22 protein-coding genes are annotated in these 22,984 nt (G+C 38.8%); 18 read left to right on the plus strand and 4 right to left on the minus strand.

Annotated features, from left to right (window positions below):
* Nucleotides 1–2: 2 nt before the first annotated feature.
* Genes DOK79_RS09130 through DOK79_RS09150 form a run of 5 tightly spaced genes read left to right on the plus strand, consistent with a single transcriptional unit; the run spans nucleotide 3 to nucleotide 5,189 of the window.
* Nucleotides 3–1,256 (plus strand): efflux RND transporter periplasmic adaptor subunit, encoded by a 1,254-nt coding sequence (locus tag DOK79_RS09130; protein WP_206856961.1) that lies wholly within the window; start codon nucleotides 3–5, stop codon nucleotides 1,254–1,256.
* Complete coding sequence (locus tag DOK79_RS09135) at nucleotides 1,243–1,926, plus strand: ATP-binding cassette domain-containing protein (RefSeq protein WP_206856963.1); 684 nt, start codon at nucleotides 1,243–1,245, stop codon at nucleotides 1,924–1,926. The genes DOK79_RS09130 and DOK79_RS09135 overlap by 14 nt, the downstream gene beginning before the upstream one ends.
* A 6-nt stretch (nucleotides 1,927–1,932) precedes the next feature.
* Nucleotides 1,933–3,165: an ABC transporter permease gene (locus tag DOK79_RS09140; RefSeq protein WP_206856965.1), complete on the plus strand. Its 1,233-nt coding sequence runs from the start codon at nucleotides 1,933–1,935 to the stop codon at nucleotides 3,163–3,165.
* Nucleotides 3,166–3,177: 12 nt separating this feature from the next.
* Entirely contained in the window at nucleotides 3,178–3,834 is a 657-nt protein-coding gene (locus DOK79_RS09145) for a response regulator transcription factor (RefSeq protein ID WP_206856968.1), read from the plus strand.
* Nucleotides 3,831–5,189 carry a sensor histidine kinase gene (locus DOK79_RS09150; RefSeq protein WP_206856970.1) on the plus strand — a complete coding sequence of 453 codons (1,359 nt, stop codon included), beginning with the start codon at nucleotides 3,831–3,833 and terminating at the stop codon, nucleotides 5,187–5,189. The genes DOK79_RS09145 and DOK79_RS09150 overlap by 4 nt, the downstream gene beginning before the upstream one ends.
* A gap of 285 nt (nucleotides 5,190–5,474) precedes the next feature.
* Here DOK79_RS09150 and DOK79_RS09155 read toward each other — a convergent pair whose 3' ends face one another.
* The gene (locus tag DOK79_RS09155) at nucleotides 5,475–6,845 is read right to left on the minus strand and encodes an amino acid permease (protein WP_206856972.1); all 1,371 of its coding nucleotides are present in this window, start codon (nucleotides 6,843–6,845) and stop codon (nucleotides 5,475–5,477) included.
* Nucleotides 6,846–7,079: 234 nt separating this feature from the next.
* On the opposite strand from DOK79_RS09155, the gene DOK79_RS09160 reads away from it, so the two are divergent.
* The 6 genes from DOK79_RS09160 to DOK79_RS09185 all read left to right on the plus strand — a co-directional run bounded on the left by DOK79_RS09160 (nucleotide 7,080) and on the right by DOK79_RS09185 (nucleotide 12,727).
* Nucleotides 7,080–7,826, plus strand: a complete 747-nt coding sequence (locus DOK79_RS09160; protein ID WP_206856973.1) for an ATP-binding cassette domain-containing protein — start codon at nucleotides 7,080–7,082, stop codon at nucleotides 7,824–7,826.
* The gene (locus DOK79_RS09165) at nucleotides 7,823–8,680 is read left to right on the plus strand and encodes a metal ABC transporter permease (protein ID WP_206856974.1); all 858 of its coding nucleotides are present in this window, start codon (nucleotides 7,823–7,825) and stop codon (nucleotides 8,678–8,680) included. The genes DOK79_RS09160 and DOK79_RS09165 overlap by 4 nt, the downstream gene beginning before the upstream one ends.
* Nucleotides 8,681–8,710: 30 nt before the next feature.
* Nucleotides 8,711–9,646: a metal ABC transporter substrate-binding protein gene (locus tag DOK79_RS09170; protein WP_206856975.1), complete on the plus strand. Its 936-nt coding sequence runs from the start codon at nucleotides 8,711–8,713 to the stop codon at nucleotides 9,644–9,646.
* Nucleotides 9,647–9,812: 166 nt separating this feature from the next.
* Entirely contained in the window at nucleotides 9,813–10,559 is a 747-nt protein-coding gene (locus DOK79_RS09175; protein WP_206856976.1) for a hypothetical protein, read from the plus strand.
* Between the two features lie 15 nt (nucleotides 10,560–10,574).
* Nucleotides 10,575–11,741, plus strand: coding sequence for a tRNA epoxyqueuosine(34) reductase QueG (gene queG, locus DOK79_RS09180; protein ID WP_206856980.1), 1,167 nt, complete (start codon nucleotides 10,575–10,577; stop codon nucleotides 11,739–11,741).
* 377 nt (nucleotides 11,742–12,118) lie between these two features.
* Nucleotides 12,119–12,727 carry a LysM peptidoglycan-binding domain-containing protein gene (locus DOK79_RS09185; RefSeq protein ID WP_206856982.1) on the plus strand — a complete coding sequence of 203 codons (609 nt, stop codon included), beginning with the start codon at nucleotides 12,119–12,121 and terminating at the stop codon, nucleotides 12,725–12,727.
* 65 nt (nucleotides 12,728–12,792) lie between these two features.
* On the opposite strand, the gene DOK79_RS09190 is transcribed toward DOK79_RS09185, so the two are convergent.
* Both DOK79_RS09190 and DOK79_RS09195 read right to left on the minus strand, forming a co-directional pair.
* A complete protein-coding gene (locus DOK79_RS09190) occupies nucleotides 12,793–13,899 on the minus strand; it encodes an NAD(P)/FAD-dependent oxidoreductase (RefSeq protein ID WP_206856984.1) in 1,107 nt (368 codons plus the stop codon).
* Nucleotides 13,900–14,204: 305 nt separating this feature from the next.
* A complete protein-coding gene (locus tag DOK79_RS09195; protein WP_206856986.1) occupies nucleotides 14,205–15,587 on the minus strand; it encodes an MFS transporter in 1,383 nt (460 codons plus the stop codon).
* A 208-nt stretch (nucleotides 15,588–15,795) separates the two neighbouring features.
* Between DOK79_RS09195 and DOK79_RS09200 the strand changes: the two genes are divergently transcribed.
* The 3 genes from DOK79_RS09200 to DOK79_RS09210 all read left to right on the plus strand — a co-directional run bounded on the left by DOK79_RS09200 (nucleotide 15,796) and on the right by DOK79_RS09210 (nucleotide 17,357).
* Nucleotides 15,796–16,446 (plus strand): GyrI-like domain-containing protein, encoded by a 651-nt coding sequence (locus DOK79_RS09200; protein ID WP_206856991.1) that lies wholly within the window; start codon nucleotides 15,796–15,798, stop codon nucleotides 16,444–16,446.
* 59 nt (nucleotides 16,447–16,505) lie between these two features.
* Entirely contained in the window at nucleotides 16,506–16,961 is a 456-nt protein-coding gene (locus DOK79_RS09205; RefSeq protein ID WP_206856992.1) for an arginine repressor, read from the plus strand.
* Nucleotides 16,962–17,150: 189 nt separating this feature from the next.
* Entirely contained in the window at nucleotides 17,151–17,357 is a 207-nt protein-coding gene (locus tag DOK79_RS09210) for a hypothetical protein (protein ID WP_023519183.1), read from the plus strand.
* Nucleotides 17,358–17,411: 54 nt separating this feature from the next.
* Here DOK79_RS09210 and DOK79_RS09215 read toward each other — a convergent pair whose 3' ends face one another.
* On the minus strand, nucleotides 17,412–18,239 hold the full coding sequence (locus DOK79_RS09215) for a manganese catalase family protein (RefSeq protein ID WP_206856993.1): 828 nt from the start codon (nucleotides 18,237–18,239) through the stop codon (nucleotides 17,412–17,414).
* 389 nt (nucleotides 18,240–18,628) lie between these two features.
* Here DOK79_RS09215 and sapR point away from each other — a divergent pair, with 389 nt between their 5' ends.
* The 4 genes from sapR (at nucleotide 18,629) to DOK79_RS09235 (ending at nucleotide 22,983) form a co-directional block, all read left to right on the plus strand.
* Nucleotides 18,629–19,303 (plus strand): two-component system response regulator SapR, encoded by a 675-nt coding sequence (sapR, locus tag DOK79_RS09220; protein WP_206856994.1) that lies wholly within the window; start codon nucleotides 18,629–18,631, stop codon nucleotides 19,301–19,303.
* Between the two features lie 17 nt (nucleotides 19,304–19,320).
* A complete protein-coding gene (gene sapS / locus DOK79_RS09225) occupies nucleotides 19,321–20,346 on the plus strand; it encodes a two-component system sensor histidine kinase SapS (protein ID WP_206856995.1) in 1,026 nt (341 codons plus the stop codon).
* A gap of 348 nt (nucleotides 20,347–20,694) precedes the next feature.
* Entirely contained in the window at nucleotides 20,695–21,561 is an 867-nt protein-coding gene (locus DOK79_RS09230; protein ID WP_206856997.1) for a GRP family sugar transporter, read from the plus strand.
* A 42-nt stretch (nucleotides 21,562–21,603) separates the two neighbouring features.
* Complete coding sequence (locus DOK79_RS09235) at nucleotides 21,604–22,983, plus strand: APC family permease (RefSeq protein ID WP_206856999.1); 1,380 nt, start codon at nucleotides 21,604–21,606, stop codon at nucleotides 22,981–22,983.
* Nucleotide 22,984 lies beyond the last annotated feature (1 nt).

Consider the following 22,984-nt stretch of genomic DNA (forward strand, 5'->3'; position numbering starts at 1 on the left):
ACATGAAGCAAAAAAAAAGAACAAAGTTCAACCGAAAATGGTATTTGCCAATAGCTGTCATCGTCGTTTTACTAGGGATTGGTGCGATCAGTCTGGTTGCAACCAGTGGCGGCACGAAAGAAAATAGTTCAGCAACAACGATTGAAGCACGCTCTGTTAAATCTCTCATCGATGAAGTAAAATCTGGAAACTTGATCTTAGCTGGGAAAGTCATGCCAAATAATAGTAATAAAATCAAAATCGATCCGGAACGTGGGTCAGTAAAAGAAATTTTGGTAAATGAAGGAGATGTCATTGAAAAAGGGCAACCTTTATTTACGTACCAAACAGATCAGCAGACAAAAGTGGCTGAAGCTGAAATGGATGTAGAAATCAAAGTGAGAGCGGTAGAACAAGCACGAGCGACTGCAAGTCAAAAATGGACGGCACATAATCAAAAAGTAGCAGAGCTCGGAAAAGCAAGACAGGATTATGCAAAAGAAAAATCGGAAGAGTTGCAAAGTACGATCAAAGCGTTAGAAGGAGAAGTCACAGGTTTACATGCAGAAGCTATTGCTGGCGACAATGAAGTGAAGAATGCAGAAACAGAATTAAGAAGGGCGCAATTACTTCTGGAAAACGAAAAAGGACGTTTGAATGAAGACACAGTGACAGCTGATCACTCAGGAAGAATCAAATCATTGAATCGCGACTTAGTCAATCAATCCAAAGAACGTCAAAAAGAAGAAAACTTTATGGAGATCCTTGATGATTCCAACTTGTATGTGGATGGTCAAGTCACTGAATTTGATCGTGAAAAGGTCGCTGTCGATCAGCGAGTAGAAATCATGGATCGTAAAAACCAAGAGAATACTTGGCAAGGAAGCATTGTGCAGGTGGCAAACTTAACGAATGAGGCAAAACAAGACGATCAAAAAGAAGAGAACCCTAATTTATCTAAGTTTCCTTATAAAGTTAAGATTGATCCAAAAGAAGAGATGCCATTGATTGGTTCGAATGTGTATGTCAATGTTTTACCGAAAGATTTTGTGGCTGGAAAAGTGATCATCAATCAAAGATACCTCATGGAAAAAGATGAAAAGTATTATGTCTGGAAAGTAGAAAATGATCGGATCAAAGAGCATGAAGTAAAGGTAAATCTGATGGAGGATGAACTCGCAGAAATAGTCGAAGGATTGACAGTTGAAGATCAGCTTGCTTTGCCACAAACAGGAATGGTCGAAGGAATGGAGGTTGGTGCGAGTGTTGACGCTTAACAACATCCATAAGTCTTATTGGCAAGGCGGAAAAGAGCTGCAAGTTCTTAAAGATATCTCTTTGCAGATCAATGAAGGCGAATTAGTTGCGATCATGGGGCCTTCAGGATCAGGAAAATCAACATTGATGAATATCATCGGTTGTTTGGACACGGCGACCTCAGGAGATTATATCGTTGAAGGAACTGACGTCAAAACGCTAGCTGACAATTCATTGGCTGATTTTCGCAATGCAAAAATCGGTTTTGTTTTCCAGAATTTCAATCTTATGCCAAAATTGTCCGTTTCGCAGAATGTGGAAATGCCTTTAACATATAAGAAAGTCAATAAAAAAGAGCGACGTAAGCGTGCGTTGGATATGTTGCAGCTCGTCGGTTTAGAGGATCGAAGTGAATTCAAACCGATGGAATTATCTGGAGGACAAAAACAGCGAGTGGCGATTGCGAGAGCTTTAGTCACCAATCCTAGTTTTGTTTTAGGCGATGAGCCGACAGGGGCACTTGATACAAAAACAAGTAGTCAAATCATGGAGCTATTCAAGCAATTCCATCAAGCGGGAAAGACGATTATTCTCATTACTCATGAGCCAGAAATCGCAGCGTTATGTCAACGAACGATTACTTTACGAGATGGTCAAATAATCAGCGACGAACAAAATGAAGTGAGGTGATCGGAAATGGAAGAAATCAGATTTGCCTTACAATCGATCTTTGCTCATAAAATGCGTTCGATATTGACCATGCTAGGTGTTATCATTGGGATTGCTGCCATTATTTCGATTTTCAGTATCATCGGAGGTAACACCGAAAAAATGAAACGAGAAATGATTGGTGGCAACAATAATACGATGAATATCCAATATGACAGAAAAAGTGCTTTCCAACAGAACCTTATGTCTGGTGGAATCCTGTCTGACAAGGAAGAGAAAAAACCGTTATATTTTCCATTTTTGGGTGAGGAGGTACTGAAGCAAATCAATGAAATACCAGAAGTCTTAGCGAGTGGTTTGTCCTATCAAAAAGATGGGAAAATCTATAGGAAAGCAAAAGGAACCGACGCCAAAGTTTCTGCTGTCACTTCATCTGTTGAGGAGTTAGAGCAATTAAACTTCATCAAAGGAGAAGGATTTGGTTCTCAAGCATTTAAAGAGAATCAACAAGTGATTTTTTTAGAAAATGAGCTATATGATGAACTGTTTCCGAATGAAGAAGGTATAGGACAGTTTGTCGAAGTGAATGGTGTTCCCTTTAAAGTTCAAGGTGTATTTAAATTAGATCCAAATAGTAGCAATATATTTAGTTTTGAAAAACGAGCTTATGTTCCTTTGCAGCAAGCACATAAACTATCTGATGAGTTGGATATTGTACCACTTGTCACGATCCAAACAAATCATACCGATCAATTACAAACTGCTTCGGAAAAAGCAGCAGAGATCCTTAACCAACAGATCCCACCATCCGATTATGAGTATGGGATAATGAATCTTAGCGAATTTGCCAGGGAATTGGAACGAATGAATCAATCAAGTTTTATTCTTTTAACTGGTATAGCAAGTATCTCTTTATTGGTCGGAGGGATCGGTGTGATGAATATCATGTTGGTTTCAGTTACAGAAAGAACGAAAGAAATTGGGATAAAGAAAGCCCTCGGTGCAAGAAGAAAAACTATTTTAAAACAGTTTTTAGTCGAAGCGGTCGTCCTGACTTTGATTGGTGGTGTGCTGGGTGTGCTGATTGGATTACTCAGTGGCTATGCCATTACTCAGTCGCTTGATTATCCTTATATCGTATCCGCACTTTCAATTGTCGGCAGTTTGATTTTCAGTTCAATGATGGGAATCATATTCGGTCTATTGCCGGCAATGAAAGCATCAAAATTAAACCCTATCGAGGCGCTTCGCTTTGAATAAGGAGAGGTACACATGGAGAAAATTCTAGTAGTTGAAGATGAATATATGATCAATCAAATCGTAACGGAATTTTTAAAAGAGCGAAAATATGAGGTCTGTTCAGTCAGGAGTGGCGAACAGGCATTGGAAGTTTTTGCTGAGGAAACATTTGACTTGATCCTATTGGACATTATGTTGCCTGGGATAAGGGGGACGGATGTTTTAAAGAAAATAAGAGAAACTTCGGATGTGCCCATCATCATGTTAACTGCGTTAGATGATGAATATACGCAATTACTCAGTTTCTCTCATTTGATCAGTGACTATGTGGTTAAACCTTTTTCACCGCTTATTTTGATCAAACGTATCGAAAATGTTTTTCGGTTGAATAAAGGAAATCCACATATAACTATCGGAGAGTATGCCATTGATTTAGATGGTGGTCTTGTAAAACATCAGACAGAAGAAATCCACTTAACCAGAAAAGAGTATGATATTTTAGTGGTTCTGATAAGGAATAAAGGGAAAATCGTCACGCGAGAACAATTGGTTTATCAAGTTTGGTCGTATGAATATCATTTGGAGAATCGCATATTAGATAATCATATTAAAAACATTCGAAAGAAAATGCCTCTATTATCGATAAAAACAATTAAAAATAGAGGTTATCAATTAGAGGTTTCACCATGAACATCATGCTGAAAAATTTTCTGTTTTCTGGGGTCATCATTTTTTTAGTCTCGATCATCTCATTGGTTGCTTTATATTTTACAATGCCTGTCTATTATGAGCGAATGAAGCTAAATGAAATAAACAAGGAATTCAATCAAGTGGCAAAGAGTATCGAGAACAAAGATTTATCTACCATACAAAAGGAGGTTGATCAATACTGGCTTGGAAGAGAACAAAATCTTGATCTCATGTTGATGGATAAGAATGGCAGAGTCATTGGTCCATTTTTTGATGTGAATCTTGATTATTCAGGAATAAACTATTTTTCTGATGAAATGAGTCTTTATCAAGAAATTACGGACAAAGAAGGTAATACTTATTATTTACTCGGTATGTATTCGTTGCAACCAGTCGCAGAAGCAAGTCAAGTTTTACTTCATTTATATCCATTTATCATCATCATCTCACTGATCATCGGTGGAATAGGTGCCTACTATTATAGTATTTATTCAACAAAAAAAATCAAAGAAATCTCCAAAGTGACAGAAAAGATGATCGATTTAGATGCGGATATTCGTTGTGATGTCAAAGGTACGGATGAAATCTCACTTTTAGCGCAAGATATCAATCAATTATATGCGTCTTTGATCCAAACGATTGATGTTTTAGAGCTTGAAGTAGCAAAAACGAAAGAATTAGAAAAAGCAAAATCAGAGTTCATGCAAGTTGCTTCGCATGAATTAAAAACACCCGTGGCGTCATTGATGGGGCTGATTGATGGCATGATCTATAATGTCGGTAAGTTCAAAGATAGAGAACGCTATTTAGAAGTTTGCAAAAATATTTTGCAAGAACAAACAGAAATGATCAATAATATTCTCTTTGCTTCGAGAAATCATTTGCCGTCAGATGATGTGGTCTATGAAGAAGTATCTATCAAAGAAATGATTGAACATAAATTAACTTCTTTTCGGATACTAGCTGAAGCAGAACAGAAAAAGCTAGTCGTTCACCTAAAAGAGCAGTCGATCATCGGGAATAAAAATGATCTTGATAAGATTTTAGATAATCTACTGAGTAATGCTTTCAAATACACAAAGCATGAAGGGGAAATCAGTCTGTTTTTCGATGGGAAACAATTATTGATTGAAAATGAGGTCAACCAGATACTGGATGCGGAGGAATTAAGTAAGATTTTCCAGCCGTTTTATCGACCAGATTATAGTCGAAGTCGTGATACTGGCGGTACTGGTCTCGGACTGTTTATCGTACAACAACTATTAGACAAGTATGGCTGGGAGTATTCATTTAAGCCATCAACTAATTCTAGCATGTGTTTTTCTGTCACTTTTGTGGAGAACAAAAGAAAGTAATAAGGTCATCCATACGTTTGGGACTATCAGTAGAGAAAAAAATCAGACTGCACAACTGCTATTTGCCAGGGACTTTATTTCTATATTTATACACACTCAATTGGAATTCACTAAACCACACCATACCATACTAGAACAAAGTAAAGAACAGAACGATTATTGAAATCACATGTTAATACACTCTTGTAGAAAGTTTAGTCCCTGGTGAGTAGCAGTTGTGCAATCTGGTTATTATAGAGAATAAAAGAAGTCAGGACTACCATTGTGTAGTCTTGACTTCTTTTACTATTGCTTGATTTTTCTTTCACGTACAAAATAGTAGAGCGCCATATACACTAAGAAAACGAAACCGATCATCAATGAAACCCTTGTTTCAGGATTGATGAACATAAAGATCAAAACGACTGCCAAAAAGCCTAATGACAGATAATTGGTATATGGAGAAAAAGGCATTTTGAACGGATGTGACGCCATTTCCAACTGATGACTCTTTCTAAATTTGATTTGACTGATCAAAATAACGATCCAAGGGACCATTCCTGGTAAGATACTGGAACTATAGACAAAAACAAATAGATCCTGTGTTTGAGAATAGACTAATGGCAACAAATAATTCAAAATCAACCCAATCAAAATACCAAATGAGATGGCTACTACTGGATAAAATGGAACGCCATGTCGGGTAAGTTTCAAGAATTTTTTAGACATTTTGCCGTTGATTGCTAAGGTATAAACCATTCGACTGGCACTGAAAATACCAGAATTACAACCAGATAAAGCTGCGGTGATCACAACAAAATTGATCAAACCAGCCGCAAATGTGATTCCAATTTTAGAAAATGTTTGAACAAACGGTGATCCTAGTTCGCTTAATTGGTTCCAAGGATAGATACTGACAATGATGAAGATTGCGCCAATGTAAAATATCAAAATACGCCCAATCGTTGACTGCACCGCTTCGACGATCGTTTTTTGCGGATCTTTCGCTTCACCTGCGGTCATTCCGATCAATTCGATTCCTTGATAAGAGGCAACGACGATCGATAGAGCAAAAAAGAAACCTTTTACGCCGCCTGTAAAGAAACCACCATTTTTCCATAAGTTTGAAATCCCGATTGCTTCGCCATGATTACCGAATCCGAAAAAAATAATTCCTAAACCAGCGATGATCATCAAAATGATCGTGACTACTTTAATAGTAGAAAACCAAAATTCTAATTCACCAAATGCTTTGACTGATACAAGATTTGCGAACATCAAAAAGAGGACGACAATGATCCCTGGTATGATTTGAGGCAAGTCTGGCCACCAGTAGTTCATATATTCCCCTACAGCGATCACTTCGCTGATACCGACCACGATAAACTGAAAAATGTTGCTCCAAGCGGTCAAATAGCCTGCGACGGGATGGATATATTCACTTGCATAATTAGCAAATGAACCAGTAGAGGGATCAAGATACAGCATTTCACCTAAGGCACGCATGATCAGATACAAAAAGAAGCCTGCTACAGCATAAGCAACCATTACAGAAGGCCCTGTCCAACGGATGGTGGATGAAGCACCCATGAACAGACCGACACCGATCGTCCCTCCTAGCGCGATCATTTGAATATGACGGGCGCTGAGACTCCGAGTTAATTTTTCTTCTTCCATACAAAAACCCCTTTTTTAAGTTGAGTGATAAAGTAAAAAATAAGTTCATTTTATAACTGAGAAAATAAATAACGAATATTACTTTAAGGCTCTTGTTTGTGATTTTACATAAAAATTTTTAAAATTGCGAGAAAAATCAAAAAAATCTTTCACAACACTTGTAAATCATTTTGATATTAGTTAAACTAAGATTAAATAAAAAGTTAGGTATGCCGAAAAAAGGAGTGGCGAAAGGTGTCTAAAAATGAAATCTCCGTTAAAGATTTAACGGTTGCGTACCAAGGAAAGACAGTATTAAATAATGTATCAACAGTTATCCAAGCACAAAAATTTACCGGGATCATAGGACCGAATGGTGCCGGGAAATCTACTTTTATGAAGGCTTTATTGGAGCTAGTTCCTAAAGTTTCTGGTGAAATCACTTTTGACGATCGATCCATAAAAACGATCCGCAAAAAAATTGCCTATGTGGAACAACGAAGTGAGTTGGATCTTTCTTTTCCAATCGATGTGTTAGGAGTCGTTCTATTAGGAACCTATCCATCCTTGCGTTTGGGTCAACGACCTGGGAAAAAAGAAAAGGAACGAGCGAAGCAAGCTTTACGAAAAGTTGATATGGCGGACTATGAAGATCGTCAAATCAGTGAATTATCTGGTGGTCAATTACAGCGGATCTTTATCGCCCGAGCATTGGCTCAGGGCGCAGAATGGATCTTTTTAGATGAACCGTTTGTAGGGATCGATGCGGTCAGTGAAAGAAAAATCTTTGCTATTTTGAATGAACTGAAAAATGAAGGAAAAACTATTGTGATCGTCCATCATGATCTGCACAAAGTCGAAGCTTATTTTGATGAAGTGATTTTATTGAATCAAGCGCTGATCGCAGCTGGACCAGTTGGCGAAGTATTTACTTCAGAAAATCTACAGTTGGCTTATGGGGAGATCATTGGACAATTAGCTAAAGGGGTAATGGAAAAATGATTCAATCGTTTATTGAGGGGTTAATGGATTATCAGTTTCTACAATACGCATTGATCACATCGATGCTCGTAGGACTAGCTTCAGGTGTGATTGGCTCTTTTATTATTTTAAGAGGCATGTCGTTGATGGGGGATGCAATCTCTCATGCAGTACTACCTGGAGTGGCGATTTCTTATATGTTTGGTTTTAGTTATATTTTAGGAGCTACCGCATTTGGGATGTTGACAGCTGGAATCATTGGATTTGTCACACAACGGAGTCGCTTGAAAAATGATACAGCAATCGGGATCGTTTTTAGTTCTTTCTTTGCATTAGGGGTCATCTTGATTTCTTTTGCTCAAAGTGCGACGAATCTTTACCATATCTTATTTGGGAATGTCTTAGCAGTCAGAGAAAGTGATATGTTGATGACTGCGATCGTCAGTGGAATCGTGTTGCTGTTCGTGTTGATTTTCTATAAAGAATTGAAAATCACTTCGTTTGATCCGATGATGGCAAAAGCTTATGGCTTGAATACGACGCTTATCCACTATTTATTGATGTTCTTCTTAACACTGGTTGCCGTTGTGAGTTTACAGACAGTTGGGACGATTTTAGTCATCTCCATGTTGATCACACCAGCAGCAACCGCGTATCTATTGACCGATCGATTGGCAAAAATGATTTTTATCTCGGCGACAGTCGGTGTATTGAGTGCCATCATCGGTGTGTTTTACAGTTATAGTTACAATTGGCCATCAGGAGCAACAATCGTGTTGACCAGTGCAGTATTCTTTACGTTGGCCTTTTTATTTTCACCGACTAAAGGAATTGTTTTTTCAAGAAATAAACGAAAAAAGAATGCCGAGTCGTAAAAAAACTAACGATAGAAATGGAGTATATACATGAAAAACAAAATGAACATCTTATGGTTGATCGGAGCTGCTTTATTTATTTTTGCAGGTTGCGGCAGTTCGGCAGCAGAAGAGAACGAGGAAAAACTGACAGTTGTAGCAACGAATTCGATCATTGCCGATATGGCAAAAGAAGTCGGAAAAGATTTAACTACTGTCCATAGTATCGTCCCAGTTGGAACAGACCCCCATGAATATGAAGTATTGCCAGAAGATATCAAAAATGCAAGTGATGCCGATGTGATCTTATACAACGGGTTAAACTTAGAAACTGGTAATGGCTGGTTTGACAACTTGATGGATACAGCAAATAAAACAGAAAATGAAGATTATTTTGCAGTAAGTAAAGAAGTCGAACCTCTGTATTTATCAGGAGGAGAGTCAGAGACAGAAGCAGATCCACATGCTTGGTTAGATCTTTCAAACGGCATCAAATATGTGGAAGAAATCGCACGTATCTTTGCTGAAAAAGATCCGGATCATGCGGCACAATATGAAGAAAATGCCAATGCGTATATTGAAAAATTAAAAGAATTAGATCAACAAGCAAAAGAAAGCTTTAATTCGATCCCAGAAAATCAAAAGTTGTTAGTGACAAGTGAAGGTGCGTTTAAATACTTCTCACAAGCGTACGATCTACCAGCGGGCTATATTTGGGAAATCAACACGGAAAGCCAAGGAACACCTGAACAAATGCAATCGATCGTCAGTCAAGTTCGTGCATCAGATGTCCCAGTCTTATTTGTAGAAACAAGTGTTGACCCAAGAAGCATGGAGCGTGTGGCAAATGAAACAGGTCTTGAGATCTTTGACGAGCTATTCACTGATTCGATCGCTAAAGAAGGCGAAGATGGTGACTCTTATTATGACATGATGAAGTGGAATATCGAAAGAATCCACGAAGGTCTGTCGCAAGAAAAGAACTAAGTAATCATCAAAAGTCTTAATAAAAAAGTTAAAAAACAGAGAAAAGACGGTCCCTTGTCTTTTCTCTGTTTTTCTATCAAGAGAAATTCGTTCGTTTATTGTTTTATAGATACCAATTTTAGTGAAATTCCGTTATAGTTAAAAGAGAGGAAAGGAAGGTGAAGCTATGAATTTTACTAGCAAAGATAAACTTTTGATTGCAGAAGAAATAACAAAAAAGATCAAGCAACTAGAAAATAAGGAGAAAGACCAAGATCTCCAATTTCTTGAAGCAGAAATGGCTAAAGCGTTCATAGCAAGCCCAGAAGAATTGGAAGAGGAGACATATCCTGGAAAATGGTTGTTTGACGATTTTCAGCCATTAGATGAAGAAACTGGTATCGGCTATTTTGTTTTTCTTTCATCTGTCGGTTTTACGCCTGGCGTATTAGTCAAACAAAAGAATGAACTCAAGGTCCAAGCATGGCCTGCGCTGTTTTCTCTGATAGGAACAGAAGGGGTCATTCCCAAAATCCAATCCGCATTTTTCAAGAGTGCATTTATCGCAAATAGCAAACTAATGAATACGTATTATAATCGTTTAGTAGAAATCGCTCGTCCTGGAGAGATTCCGCAAACGTTCACTTACGGGCAACAAAAGAATCTATACGAAGACGTTGTTTATTCAAGGGATCTATCTGAGTTTTCGCCAAGAGAACAACTCCGTTTACATGAATTACTTCATACCAAACCAGTTTCATTGAACTTTTTCAATGCGTTAGATCAACGCCGGAAATGGGTGTCCGTGAATTTCTGGGAAGTGTTTGCGGCTAGAAATCGTTGGATGGAGGAAAGAAAAATCCCAGATCAACAAATCCAATTCGTTCAATTGAAAAGAGAACGATTATATTATGGTTTATATAGTCGTGTCTGATCGAGGGTGGAAAGAATGGCATTAACATTAAAAGAAGAAATCATTCAAGAAAGCAAGCGTATTGGGATCGATAAAATCGGGTTTACCACCGCAGAGCCTTTTGATCACTTGAAAGAATCGTTGGAGGAACAAAAAGCTGCTGGGCATACATCAGGATTTGAACATCCAAATATTGATGAGCGTTTATATCCAGAAATGACGTTTGATCGGCCAAAATCGATCATTGCAATTGCTTTAGCGTATCCTACAAAGATCCATGAAAAAATGCCTAGAGATGAGAAGCGTGGACAATTTGCCCGAGCCTCCTGGGGAATCGATTACCATGATATCTTACGTGACCGTTTGCAACAATTGATTTCATTTATCGAGTCACGAGCAACTCACTGGCAAAAAGAAGAAGAATGGCGCTTGGCTCCGCAAGTGGATACAGGAGAGTTGATCGATGTCGCTGTTGCGCAACGTGCCGGATTAGGGTTTATTGGTCGAAACGGGCTATTGATCACAGAGGAGTTTGGTTCGTTCGTCTATCTAGGAGAGATCGTGACAAACATCGACTTAGAGCCAGATACTCCTGGTGTCTTCGGGTGTGGTGAATGTACGCGTTGTGTCACTGCTTGTCCAACAGGGGCGCTTTTAGGTGATGGCAGGATGAACGCACAACGTTGTCTGTCTTATCAGACACAAACAAAAGGCATGATGCCAGAAGAGTATCGGAAAAAGATGAGTAACGTCATTTATGGTTGTGACATCTGTCAGTTAGTTTGTCCATATAATAGAGGAAAAGATTTTCATTTCCATCCAGAAATGGAACCGCAAGTGGAAGAAGTCTATCCAAAACTCACGCCTATGCTAACGATCTCCAATAAAGAATTCAAGCAACAATACGGGCATCTGGCTGGCTCATGGCGTGGTAGAAAACCACTTCAACGAAATGCGCTGATTGCTTTAGCCAATTTAGGCGAACGTGCTGCTTTGCCTCATATTGAAGAATGTCTCAGTGATGTCCGTCCGGTGATCCGCGGGACGGCAGCGTGGGCAATCGGTAAATTAGGAATCAAAGACCCTGAAAAATGGCAAGAAGTGTTGACGAATGCGTTGGAAAAAGAAACAGAAGAAGAAGCAATCCATGAAATGGATCAAGCAATCCAATTGTTACAAAAGAAAAAAAACGCTAAAAAATGACTTTTTTATTTCAAATGAATCATTTTCTCCAGTAATTGTTGTAACAATTACTGGTTTTTTTGTGTTAATTGCATCTATTTTTCGAAAAATGAGAAGAATTTCGCAAAAAAATCCAATAAATTAAAAAAAATATTTTCTGAATATTACAGAACACGTGTTTTATCAAAAATTCTAACAAAGTGACGAAAAACGATTACAACATTGATTTATAAGCTTTCTACGACTTTAGTCCTAGTTTTTCCAAAAAACAAATATTACAAATATTAAAAATATGACGATTTTGTCATGAATTGTCATAATTCTTTCACCTATGAAATATTTCTAAATGATAAAGTTAGTGACGTTGAAACAAATCAAAGAGAAAAAAGGAGCTTACTATGAATTCAATTAAAAAGATCGTTTTGGGGACAACTGTTGCCGCTGGAGCAACTGCAATGTTTGTAGGAACTACTGCTCATGCAGATGAAGTTTATACAGTGAAAGCTGGAGACTCATTATCTAAAATCTCACAAAAATTTGCAGGTGACAATTCACTGATCAAAGCAATTGCTGAACAAAATTCGATTGACGATATCAACCGTATTTTTGTTGGGGAAGAATTAACAATTCCAGCTGACGCTTCATCAGTAAAAACAACAGAAGTAGCACCAACAACAGAAAAAGTAGAAACTCCTGTAGTTACAGAAACACCAGCGCAAGAATATACATACGTTGCGCCTGTTGAAACAGTTGAAGTAGCACCTGCTACAGCTACTGTAACAACAAACAGCAACTCTGCGAAAGAATGGATTGCACAAAAAGAATCAGGTGGTTCATACACTGCAACAAACGGCCGCTACATCGGACGTTACCAATTAGATTCAGCATATTTGAACGGTGACTACTCACCAGCGAACCAAGAACGTGTTGTAGAAGAATACGTTGCTGGACGCTACGGTTCATGGGATGCTGCAAAAGCATTCTGGTTAGCAAACGGTTGGTACTAAGATAAAACCAAGTATGAAATCAAAAAGAGGACTACGCAAGTAGGTCTCTTTTTTTTGCTTTTCTTTTATATTCGTGAAAGATACGTGCCAATCGGTTTTTGATAATGCTCGCCTCGCCAAGTTCCTGTATTGAGATAGTCTGCGATCAAATAGCCGATATAAGGTCCGGTAGTCAAACCAGAAGAGCCTAAGCCGCTTGCAGCAATCAACGTTGGTTCTTCAGGCACAGGCGCAAAGAATGGCGCAAAATCAGAAGTGTACGCACGTGTGCCGACACGCATCGTGTGTGTCCATGTAGCAAGCTGATCAGAATCAGTCAAAAATGGTGCGGTATTTTGGATCAGTTGTTGATAAGCCGCTTCAGTTGGCGCGAGGTCCCATCTTGCATCATTTTCATGGGTGGCACCAACTAGTATTGTCCCATTATTGAATGGGATAAAATCGGCTTCACCTTCTAACATAGCGACAGGCCATTCTTGACTGTGTAAATAAGGCGTTTGAAAAACGATCAGTTGCCCTTTTTGGGGGCGAATATCTGCACAGATTCCGATCTCTTCAAGCAACGGTTTCAATGAAGGTCCAGGGGCTAAGATCACTCGGTCAAATGACTTGTGCCCAAAAGTACCAGACACGAGCCATTGGGTGGCTTTTTTGCGTAATTGGACACGTTCAGAGACAACTTGGACCCTTTTCTGTTCTAACCGTGCGGCAAGGTGAGACAGATAAGCGTGACCATCTAAACGGCCTCCGCCACTGACAAACAAGGAAGGAGTTGGTTTTAGCAAGGGAAGAGCCTTCGCTGTTTCCTCAGCACTCAATAGTGAAATATCACCAATTTCTGGTGCTTCCTTCTTTCGTTCTTCCGCAAGTGCGGCAAGGTCCTCCAAAGCTTCTTTTGTGCGAAAGATCAATGTACCTGATTGTTTATAGATAGAATCATCAAGTGCTAGATCTTGGATGAGCTTTGGGAAGAAAGCAGCGCCATCTTTTGCTAACTGATACCACTGTTTATTTCGTCTTTTGGAAAGCCAAGGCGAGATGATCCCAGCACTTGCCCGAGTTGCTTGTCCTTCTTTTGCATCGAACAAGGTAACCTCAAATTTAGAGGTATCTAAATAATTTGCTAATGTCATACCGATGATACCACCACCGATAACAGCGATTTTTTCCATAAAAAAACCTCCTTTACGTATCTACCATCTCATAGAATGTTAGAAGATACAATATTTTATCCGAGGATTTTATTCGCTTGAATACAAAATTTTGTGTTGAAAGCTAATCGTTGAAAAAAATGAGAGTGAGACAAAAATAAAATTCATTTTTGTTTCTAACATTAAAACCGAATAAACGGTGTTCCAGAAGCAACTCCTTCGGAAATAAGCCGAGAAACCCAAAAATTTGAAGAACGATTTTCGGGTTTCTCGGCTTATTTCTCGGAGCTGAACACTTCTGTCACAACCTCATTCGGAGTATCGTTCTAATTTTGTTCTTGCTTAGGCTTTTGCATCATGTAACGGATAAATAGGAGCAAGCTGATGATCAATAAGCAAAGTAGGACACCTAAAGCCACTTTTGAACCGAGTGTAGTTGCGGCTTCATAACTATTCGAACGATGGTCTTGGAAAAAGTTGATGATCACAGCAACTAGCGTAGTAGCGACAGCTCCGGAAAATTGTTGTAACGTATTGAATACAGCATTACCGTCTGATTGTAATTCCATTGATAAAGCATTCATCCCAGTTGTCATCATATTACTATAAGAAAGGCCGATACCGATCATATAGAAGAAGTGACAAGCAATCAAGAAGCCTAGTGATGCGTGGCCTAGTATCACGACAAGGACACTCCAACCCACCAATGAAAACAAGAGACCAATAAAAATCGGTTTTTTAGGTCCGTGTTGGTCGAGTAATTTCCCTGAGAAAGGAGATAAGAGAGCACCAATCGCTGCCCCTGGAAGCATCGCTAAACCTGCGACAAACGCATTGTTTCCTTGAACGATTTGGACAAAGTTCGGTAGGACAAAGGAAACACCAAGCAGTAAAAATTGATAAACTAAAAAACTAAATAAAAATAAGCGGAACGTGCGATTTTTAAAAATCTCTAGTCGGATCAAAGGGTGTGTGGCTTTTTTTGTTCGTTGATAGAAAAGCAAGAAGCCTAAAATAGCGATGACCAAGGACACCCAGCCAATCCAGTCTTTAAACATACTTAAAAACGTAAGGCTTCCACTAAACATCAGACAAACACCGAAGACACTAAGTAAATCTAGGCGACCAGTTTTCTCAACCGCAAATTTTGGAATCGCATATAAGCCGATCCCAAGTGAAAGGAGCAATACTGGCAATAGAAAGAGGAAAATATGACTCCATGAGAAGTTAGCAGTCAAAATCCCACCATATGTTGGACCGATCGCTGGAGCAATCGCAGTTGTCAAAGTACCGAGTCCCATCATCGTGCCTCTTTTTCCCATAGGGGCAAAAGTCAAAATGATATGAAACATCAAAGGCAAGGCGATCCCTGTCGCAGCCCCTTGGAGCACACGACCTAAGAGCAATAACAAGAAGGTAGGAGAAAAGTAATCGACCAACAAACCAGCAATAAATAGTAAATTAGAACTCAAGAAAAGTGTTCGGATACTAAAGTTTTTTGTCAGATAGGTCGAAAGGGGTACGATGATCGCAATCATCAACAAATAGATGGTCGTAACCCATTGTACCTGAGACGTACTGATTTGAAATTCTTGGATAAGTGTAGGGAAAGTCACGTTCATTGCGGTTTCAATCAAAACCCCAGAAAATGACATGATCCCTGTGGCAAGTACTGCCGGAACTAACTGTAGTTGTTTTTCTTTTTGCATGATTTTCACCTCTAATTTTCTCGTAAAAAAAGAGACAGATTTCTATTCTAAAATAGAAACCGCCTCTCTCTCGACACGCTAGGCGTGTTATCTGTACGATTTATCATTCGGCTTATTCTAGCATAAGTCTAAAAATAGTGTCAACCAGATTAGCCAAGCGAATGTAAAAGAGTTATGATAGTAGTGAAGAACAAAACAAGGAGGGCTTATGGAAAAAATCGAATGGCGAAAAAACGACCCTAGTTATCGTATGTCAAAGAAACCACAGCTACTGAAACTCCGTGCTAAAAACTTTTTTTGTATCAATGGAGTAGGTGATCCAAACGGGGAAGAATTCAAGCGTCGTATAGGCTGTTTATATGCTGTAAGTTATACGATCCGAATGGCACAAAAAAGTGGCTGGTTGATTCCTGATTATGCACCTTACACCGTTTATCCTTTAGAAGGTCATTGGGGGCTACAAGAAAAATTTTTGAATGAACCAGTGATGTTAAAGGAACATTTTTCTTATCAGTTGATGATCCAGCAACCGGATTTTGTTACCTCTCAAGTGGCTTCAGAGGCGTTAACGCGAGCCGCAAGTAAAATCCCAGAAGATTTAGTGAGTCAACTTTTCTTCACGTCGATCGAAGAAGGCATGGTTGCGCAAATCTTACACGTTGGTCCATACGATGATGAACCAGAAACATTTGAAAAGCTGGATGTATTTCTTAAAGAAAAAGGCTATCACCGAACATCAAAAGAGCATAAAGAAATCTATATGAGTGATCCAAGAAGGGTTGCACCAGAAAAATTAAAAACGATTTTACGAGTGACCGTAGAACAAGACAAACCAGACGAAGTGTCAGAAATCAAATAAATGCAACCGATAGATTACTTGTTTTTTGCTATAATTAGATACGAAGAGGTGTTTTTTGTATGAAAAAAAATCAACGACAATCATTGATTCGCCAATTGATCACGGAACATGCGATCGGTACGCAAGAGGAATTATTGAATCATTTACAGATGAATGGTGTCAATGCAACTCAAGCAACGATCTCACGAGATATCCGCGAATTGAAGCTCGTTAAGGTCCAAGATGAGAATAAACAGATAAGGTATGCGTTATTCAATCAACAAGCCGATTCTTTAATGGAAGATCGCTTACGAAATGCGGTCAAACGTGAAGTCTTACGTATCCAACCCATCCAATTCATGATCGTGGTCTTGACTGAAAAAGATGGTGCGGACGTCGTGACGAATTGGTTAGATGAAGTAAATTATCCAGAAGTCGCTGCAACGATTGCTGGGGTCGATACGTTCATTATTATTTGTCGAACAGAAGAAGAAGCTCAGTCTTTTGCCGAAAAATTAGAGCAAATGAGGGAATAGGTTCGCTTTTTTATCTAGTCATCAATGGAAGCGCTAAACAAACAGGTAGTTGTTTAGATACTACGAAACGGTAGGAGTGCTGGACTTAATGGTAGGTAATTTGATCGAACGATCTCGGAATAAGTCGTAGCATCCCAAAGTGCCAATCAATTTGAACAACTAGACAGTGAAAGAGAGGCGAACGAGCCAGTGATGACAAACATGATCATTTTCTTGACCATTTTAGTTTACGGCGTCAATTTCTTGGCGTTTATGTATATTAAAATAAAAGAAATCAAAAATTATTTAGAAAAAATAGCCATCTATTTTGGTGTGAATATGACGTTGTTATTCACAAGTAGTATTTTCTTATTTTTCGGGAAGATCGTCGAAGACGGAATCCTGTTGATCGAGTGATCCACAAAAAAACTGATGCCCACTACGTTGGAGGCATCAGTTTTTGCTTTTCGTTTATTTTTTTGGAGGTGTACCGTACATTTTAGGCGTTACTGGTTTTAATTTAGGTGCTTCGCCTTCAATTTTAGGTTCTTTCAACCATTGATATTCTCCTTCACCATCTAGCGCTTTGCCTTTTGCCCAAGAGCCTTCGCTACTTTCGTCACCTTCTGAAAGGTTATAGAAATCATAGGCAATGTCTTTACGTTCTTCTTCTCTTGGGAAGGTTGTAGGAACAAGGATACCGCCTTCAGTTTCTTCTAATTCTTTTACAGCAGCTGCCCAAAGATTTTGGTGATAGCTGTCTCTAGCTAATAAAACTGAAAGTAAGTCTTTTACGCCACGATCATCGATCATTTCGTAAATACGAGCGACTTGTAGTCTTCCTTGAGATTCAGCATTCAAGTTGGCACGGAAATCAGCAAGTAAGTTCCCACTAGCAATAATATAGCCACCACTCCAAGGATTACCTACACTATCCGCAGGACGTGGTCCTAAGCCAGCTACGATAGCATGTTGAGGATTCATACCGGAAATGATCGCACCGATCGTTGGGTCTTTTTTCATTGCTTCTTCTTGATCTTCAACAGGTGCATCTTCGAGTAAGCGAGCAACCATCGTCGCTAACATTTCAACGTGTCCAAGTTCTTCTGTCGCAATGTCCATTAACATATCTTTATATTTTTCTTCCCCACGACAACTCCAACCTTGGAAAAGGTATTGCATCGCTACACTCATTTCACCATATTGTCCGCCAATCAATTCTTGTAAATATTTTGCGATTAATGGATTCGGACGATCTGGTTTTGCCTCAAACTGTAATTCTTTTTGGTGTCTAAACATCAAATCTCCTCCTAATCATTTTTTAATACATTACTATTGTTATATGGAATAGAAAAAAATTCAAAGGAAACGCTCTGATTATCAAAAATAATTTATAAACGTTGATTTAACAATGTTTTATTCTGTGAGCTTGAGTCGGTCAAAAGAAAAAGAATGAAGCAAATCGACGAAATAGCTTTTGTCCAAAAATGAAAAAGAATGTTTGTTTCCAATTGTATTCTCATTTTATTGACGGAAAGTAAGTAAGGGGATTTTCGTCACGAGGTACTACTTTCTGTTTTTATAATCTTACTGCTCAGGTCAGAACGCTTTTCTCACGACCTATTGTTACTTGTAGAATGTTTGCTTCTTTGATATGGTTAGTACAAGAAAAACATCGGAGGTATATCATGGCTAAAATTATGGTAGTAGAAGATGAAGAGATCATTCGTCAGCTGATTATGGAAGAGTTGGAGAAATGGCAATTTGAAACGTATGGAACATCAGATTTCAATCAGGTTTTTGCTGATTTTGAAAAAGAAGAACCGCAGCTTGTTCTGTTAGATATCAATCTACCCGTTTTTGATGGTTATTATTGGTGTCAAAAAATTCGTGAGATCTCTAAAGTACCGATCATTTTTATTTCAAGTCGTAATACCAATATGGATATGATCATGGCAATGAATATGGGGGCGGATGATTTTGTGACGAAGCCGTTCCAAATCGATGTCTTGATTGCTAAAATCAATGCTTTGTTACGTCGTTCATACAATTATGGTGAGTTGTCGAGTGAGATGATGACACATAATGGCATCACATTGAATGTTGATAACGGCAGTATGGAGATCAATGGCGAAATGATCGATTTGAGTAAAAATGAGTATCGCCTGTTATTCATTCTAATGAAGCAACACGGCAAGATTTTGACTCGCGAAAAATTATTGCGTGCATTATGGGATGATGAACGGTTTGTTGATGACAATACATTGACGGTCAACATCAATCGTTTGCGTCGTAAGATCGAACAAGCAGGTATCACCGGCTATATCGAAACAAAAGTCGGCCAGGGGTATATCGTTCCCTGAAAGGATGAAAGATAACTATGAATTTTTTTAAGTATTTGAAAGATCAATGGTCGCTGATCGTTGGCTGGGTATTTTTCATTTTGTTGACGATTTTTGTCATGTGGTTAGCCCCTAATATCACAGTAGACTGGGCTACGATTGCATACCTAGCTTTGATCGAAGGTGTCTTTTTACTCTTTTTCTTGCTTGTCAGTTATTTAAGTAAACGTAGATGGTGGGCGAAATTGTCGAATCTGCAAAAAATTTCCCCTTTACAAAATTATTTGGATGGTGGACATACGGAAGAAGAAAAATTGGTGGAGGCTTATATCAATCAGCTGATACGTGAACATCAGGAAGTGATGCAAGAAGCCATCACGAATCAACAAGATCAAAAAGATTATATCGACTCATGGGTCCACGAAATCAAAGTTCCCGTAGCAGCTTCAGAATTACTGTTACGCTCGATTGAGTTTGATATTGACGATCAAAAGTATACGCTGTTAGAAAACGAGTTGTCTAAAATCGATGAGTATGTCGAACAAGTATTGTATTATGCTCGCTTGGATAGTTTTTCAAGGGACTATTTGATTCAAGAATACAGTATCAAGAGCATCATCCAACCGGTCATTCGTAGCCAAGCAAATTATTTTATCCAAAAGAAGATACGCTATGAAGTAATCGGTGAAGACCAAACGATTTTAACGGATTCGAAATGGGTAGCGTTTATTTTTAAACAAATTCTTAGCAATGCTATCAAGTATACGCCAGATGAAGGTGAGATCAAATTGTTGATCGAGAAAACCCCAAAAGGCGTAAACTTTTCTGTCAAAGATTCAGGGATCGGTATCCCAAAAGAAGATGTTGGACGGATTTTCGACAAAGGATTTACGGGGGCGAATGGTCGTCTGAGCAAAACACATTCTACTGGCTTAGGCTTGTACCTTGCTAAAAATCTGGCTGAAAAACTCGGGATCACGCTCACTGTTGATTCGATCGAGGGAGAAGGAACGACGATGACTTTATTTTTCCCTATCTTGAGTTTTTACCAAGAAGAGCGTTAAAATCAAGGAGATTTTCATACTTGTTTCTGAAGTCAGTCTATGAAACATTTTTAGCGACGAAAGATAGACTTCTTTTGCCCATGGAGATCATAGCGACTCTACTTACAATAAGCGAATGATTTAAAAAATTTTAATGTCGAATGTATTTGCCATTGCTCGAAAATCGGCTGATTTTCGGAGCAGTGGCTGATTTTTGCTTATTGGTTTCTTAGTGTCTGCTCACACTTCAGAGAACTGTTGATGAAGTTAAGTTAGAAAAAAGTGAGAAATAAAAAATAACTCTTGTGTTGTTAACGTTTTCGTTGATATGTTCTATAACATGTGACATTGAAAAGAAGGAGAATGGTTATGGAATTATTAATCGCATTAGTCCCAATGGTAGCATGGGGGAGTATTGGTTTAGTCAGTGGAAAGATCGGTGGCGATGCCAATCAACAAACATTAGGGATGACGATCGGCGCATTTCTTTTTTCACTCGTTGCCTTTTTCATCGTTAGTCCAACAATCACACCGTGGATCGCATTGATTGGTTTTCTATCTGGTCTAGCATGGAGCGTTGGTCAAAACGGTCAGTTCCATGGGATGAAATTCATGGGTGTATCTGTAGGGTTACCGTTATCGACTGGTTTTCAATTGATTTTGAATACGATTGCGGGTGCTGTGTTTTTCCATGAATGGACGCAAACAAAAGATTATGTTTACGGTATTTTAGCATTGATTCTTCTTGTAAGCGGTGCGTATTTGACGGCTAGACAAGATGATGAAGGAAAAGTTGATACAGAGAATACAATGCTTGATTTTGGTAAGGGATTCAGAGCATTGATCTATTCTACGTTAGGTTATGGTGTGTATACGATCATCGTTAACTGGGCAAACTTAGATGCGATGTCGATTATTTTACCGCAAAGTATCGGGATGATTTTAGGAGCAAGCTTTTTTGCATTCCGAAAAGTTAAAGTCGATCAATATGTTTGGAAAAACATGGCAAGCGGATTGTTATGGGGAATCGGTAACGTATGTATGCTATTGACTGTGAAGTCATTAGGACTAGCAGTAGGTTTCTCTCTTTCACAAATGGGAATCATCATTTCAACTCTAGGTGGTATTTTTATCTTAGGTGAGAAAAAGACAAAAAAAGAGCTTATATTTGTAATTGTAGGTTGCCTTTTAGTTATTTTTGGTGGTATTCTTTTAGGGTATATGAAAACAGCGTAAAGCTGTTTTTTTATATACTCAAAATCAGGGGGAGGAAATTAAATGGATTTGTTTCGTAAGAAAGAAATCAATCTCAATCATACGAGTGAGATGAAGAAAGAACTAAAAACATCCGATCTGATCATGCTTGGTATTGGCGCGATCATCGGTACAGGAATATTTGTCGTAACAGGAGTGGCAGCAAACCAAAATGCAGGCCCAGCACTATCATTATCGTTTGTCTTAGCAGCGATCGTTGTGATTTTATCTGGTCTAAGCTTTGCAGAATTTGCGTCACGCGTACCAGTGATCGGTGGACCTTATGCGTATCTCTATGTCGTATTTGGAGAATTTGCTGCATGGTTGACTGGATGGCTATTGATCGGTGAGTTTTTATTAGCCGTTTCATCTGTCGCGTCTGGTTGGTCCGGTTATGTACAAGGGTTTATTGAAAGTCTTGGCTTTGGCTTGCCAACTGCTCTAACAGGTGGATATAACCCAGCCAATGGTACATACATCGACTTAATTGCGGTGCTTGTTGTGATTTTCGTCACATACGTTGTTTCTTTGGAGGCAAAGAAAGCGTTACGATTGAACAACATGATGGTTTATGTGAAATTTGGAATCATTGCATTATTTATTATTGTAGGAATCTTTTTTGTTAAGCCAGAGAATTGGCAACCATTTACACCGTTCGGCTTCGAAGGAGTACTGGATGGCGCAGCATTAGTTTTCTTCGCATTCTTAGGATTTGATGCGGTAGCGATGGCGGCAGAGGAAGTAAAAAATCCGCAAAAAGATGTACCTCGTGGAATCATCGGTTCGATCTTGATCGCAACAGTTTTATATATCATTGTGACATTGATTTTAACAGGAATCGTTCCTTATACAGAATTAGGGGTAAATGATCCTGTGGCATTCGCAATGCGTTATGTCGGTCATGGTACAGTAGGTGCAATCATCGCTGTTGGGGCGATTTTGACCTTATTGACGGTTACGATCTCAATGATGTATTCATTAGCTCGTTTATTGTTTGCAGTAAGTAAAGATGGCTTGTTGCCACAATTCATGACAGAAATCGATAAGAAACACCGTACGCCAAAGAAAGCGACTTATGCAGCAGGAATCGCCGCATTATTCTTCGCCGGATTCTTCCCGTTGAATATTTTGGCAGAGTTGACGAACATCATGGCATTAGCTTATCTGATGTTAGTAAGTCTAGGATTATTGAAATTGCGTAAAATGTTTGGTAAACCAAAAGCTGGCGAGTTCAAAGTGCCGTTGGTGCCGATTTTACCAATCATTTCGATTTTATCTTGTCTCGTTTTGATGTCACGTCTACAAGCGGTGACTTGGTTAGTCTTTGCGATTACGATGGTCATCGGACTAGTGATTTATTTTGGTTATGGTTATAAACACAGTAAGATGAATACCGAAAAATAGG

Source organism: Enterococcus sp. DIV1094, from assembly GCF_017316305.2.
Lineage (GTDB): Bacteria > Bacillota > Bacilli > Lactobacillales > Enterococcaceae > Enterococcus_B > Enterococcus_B mangumiae.

Coding starts and splice junctions, on each gene's coding strand:
- DOK79_RS09170 (WP_206856975.1), top strand. CDS start 8,711: ATGAAAAACAAAATGAACATCTTATGGTTGATCGGAGCTGCTTTATTT.
- DOK79_RS09185 (WP_206856982.1), top strand. CDS start 12,119: ATGAATTCAATTAAAAAGATCGTTTTGGGGACAACTGTTGCCGCTGGA.
- DOK79_RS09195 (WP_206856986.1), bottom strand. CDS start 15,587: ATGCAAAAAGAAAAACAACTACAGTTAGTTCCGGCAGTACTTGCCACA.
- sapR (WP_206856994.1), top strand. CDS start 18,629: ATGGCTAAAATTATGGTAGTAGAAGATGAAGAGATCATTCGTCAGCTG.
- DOK79_RS09190 (WP_206856984.1), bottom strand. CDS start 13,899: ATGGAAAAAATCGCTGTTATCGGTGGTGGTATCATCGGTATGACATTA.
- DOK79_RS09205 (WP_206856992.1), top strand. CDS start 16,506: ATGAAAAAAAATCAACGACAATCATTGATTCGCCAATTGATCACGGAA.
- queG (WP_206856980.1), top strand. CDS start 10,575: ATGGCATTAACATTAAAAGAAGAAATCATTCAAGAAAGCAAGCGTATT.
- DOK79_RS09140 (WP_206856965.1), top strand. CDS start 1,933: ATGGAAGAAATCAGATTTGCCTTACAATCGATCTTTGCTCATAAAATG.
- DOK79_RS09150 (WP_206856970.1), top strand. CDS start 3,831: ATGAACATCATGCTGAAAAATTTTCTGTTTTCTGGGGTCATCATTTTT.
- DOK79_RS09235 (WP_206856999.1), top strand. CDS start 21,604: ATGGATTTGTTTCGTAAGAAAGAAATCAATCTCAATCATACGAGTGAG.
- DOK79_RS09230 (WP_206856997.1), top strand. CDS start 20,695: ATGGAATTATTAATCGCATTAGTCCCAATGGTAGCATGGGGGAGTATT.
- DOK79_RS09215 (WP_206856993.1), bottom strand. CDS start 18,239: ATGTTTAGACACCAAAAAGAATTACAGTTTGAGGCAAAACCAGATCGT.
- DOK79_RS09155 (WP_206856972.1), bottom strand. CDS start 6,845: ATGGAAGAAGAAAAATTAACTCGGAGTCTCAGCGCCCGTCATATTCAA.
- DOK79_RS09175 (WP_206856976.1), top strand. CDS start 9,813: ATGAATTTTACTAGCAAAGATAAACTTTTGATTGCAGAAGAAATAACA.
- DOK79_RS09165 (WP_206856974.1), top strand. CDS start 7,823: ATGATTCAATCGTTTATTGAGGGGTTAATGGATTATCAGTTTCTACAA.
- DOK79_RS09200 (WP_206856991.1), top strand. CDS start 15,796: ATGGAAAAAATCGAATGGCGAAAAAACGACCCTAGTTATCGTATGTCA.
- DOK79_RS09130 (WP_206856961.1), top strand. CDS start 3: ATGAAGCAAAAAAAAAGAACAAAGTTCAACCGAAAATGGTATTTGCCA.
- sapS (WP_206856995.1), top strand. CDS start 19,321: ATGAATTTTTTTAAGTATTTGAAAGATCAATGGTCGCTGATCGTTGGC.
- DOK79_RS09145 (WP_206856968.1), top strand. CDS start 3,178: ATGGAGAAAATTCTAGTAGTTGAAGATGAATATATGATCAATCAAATC.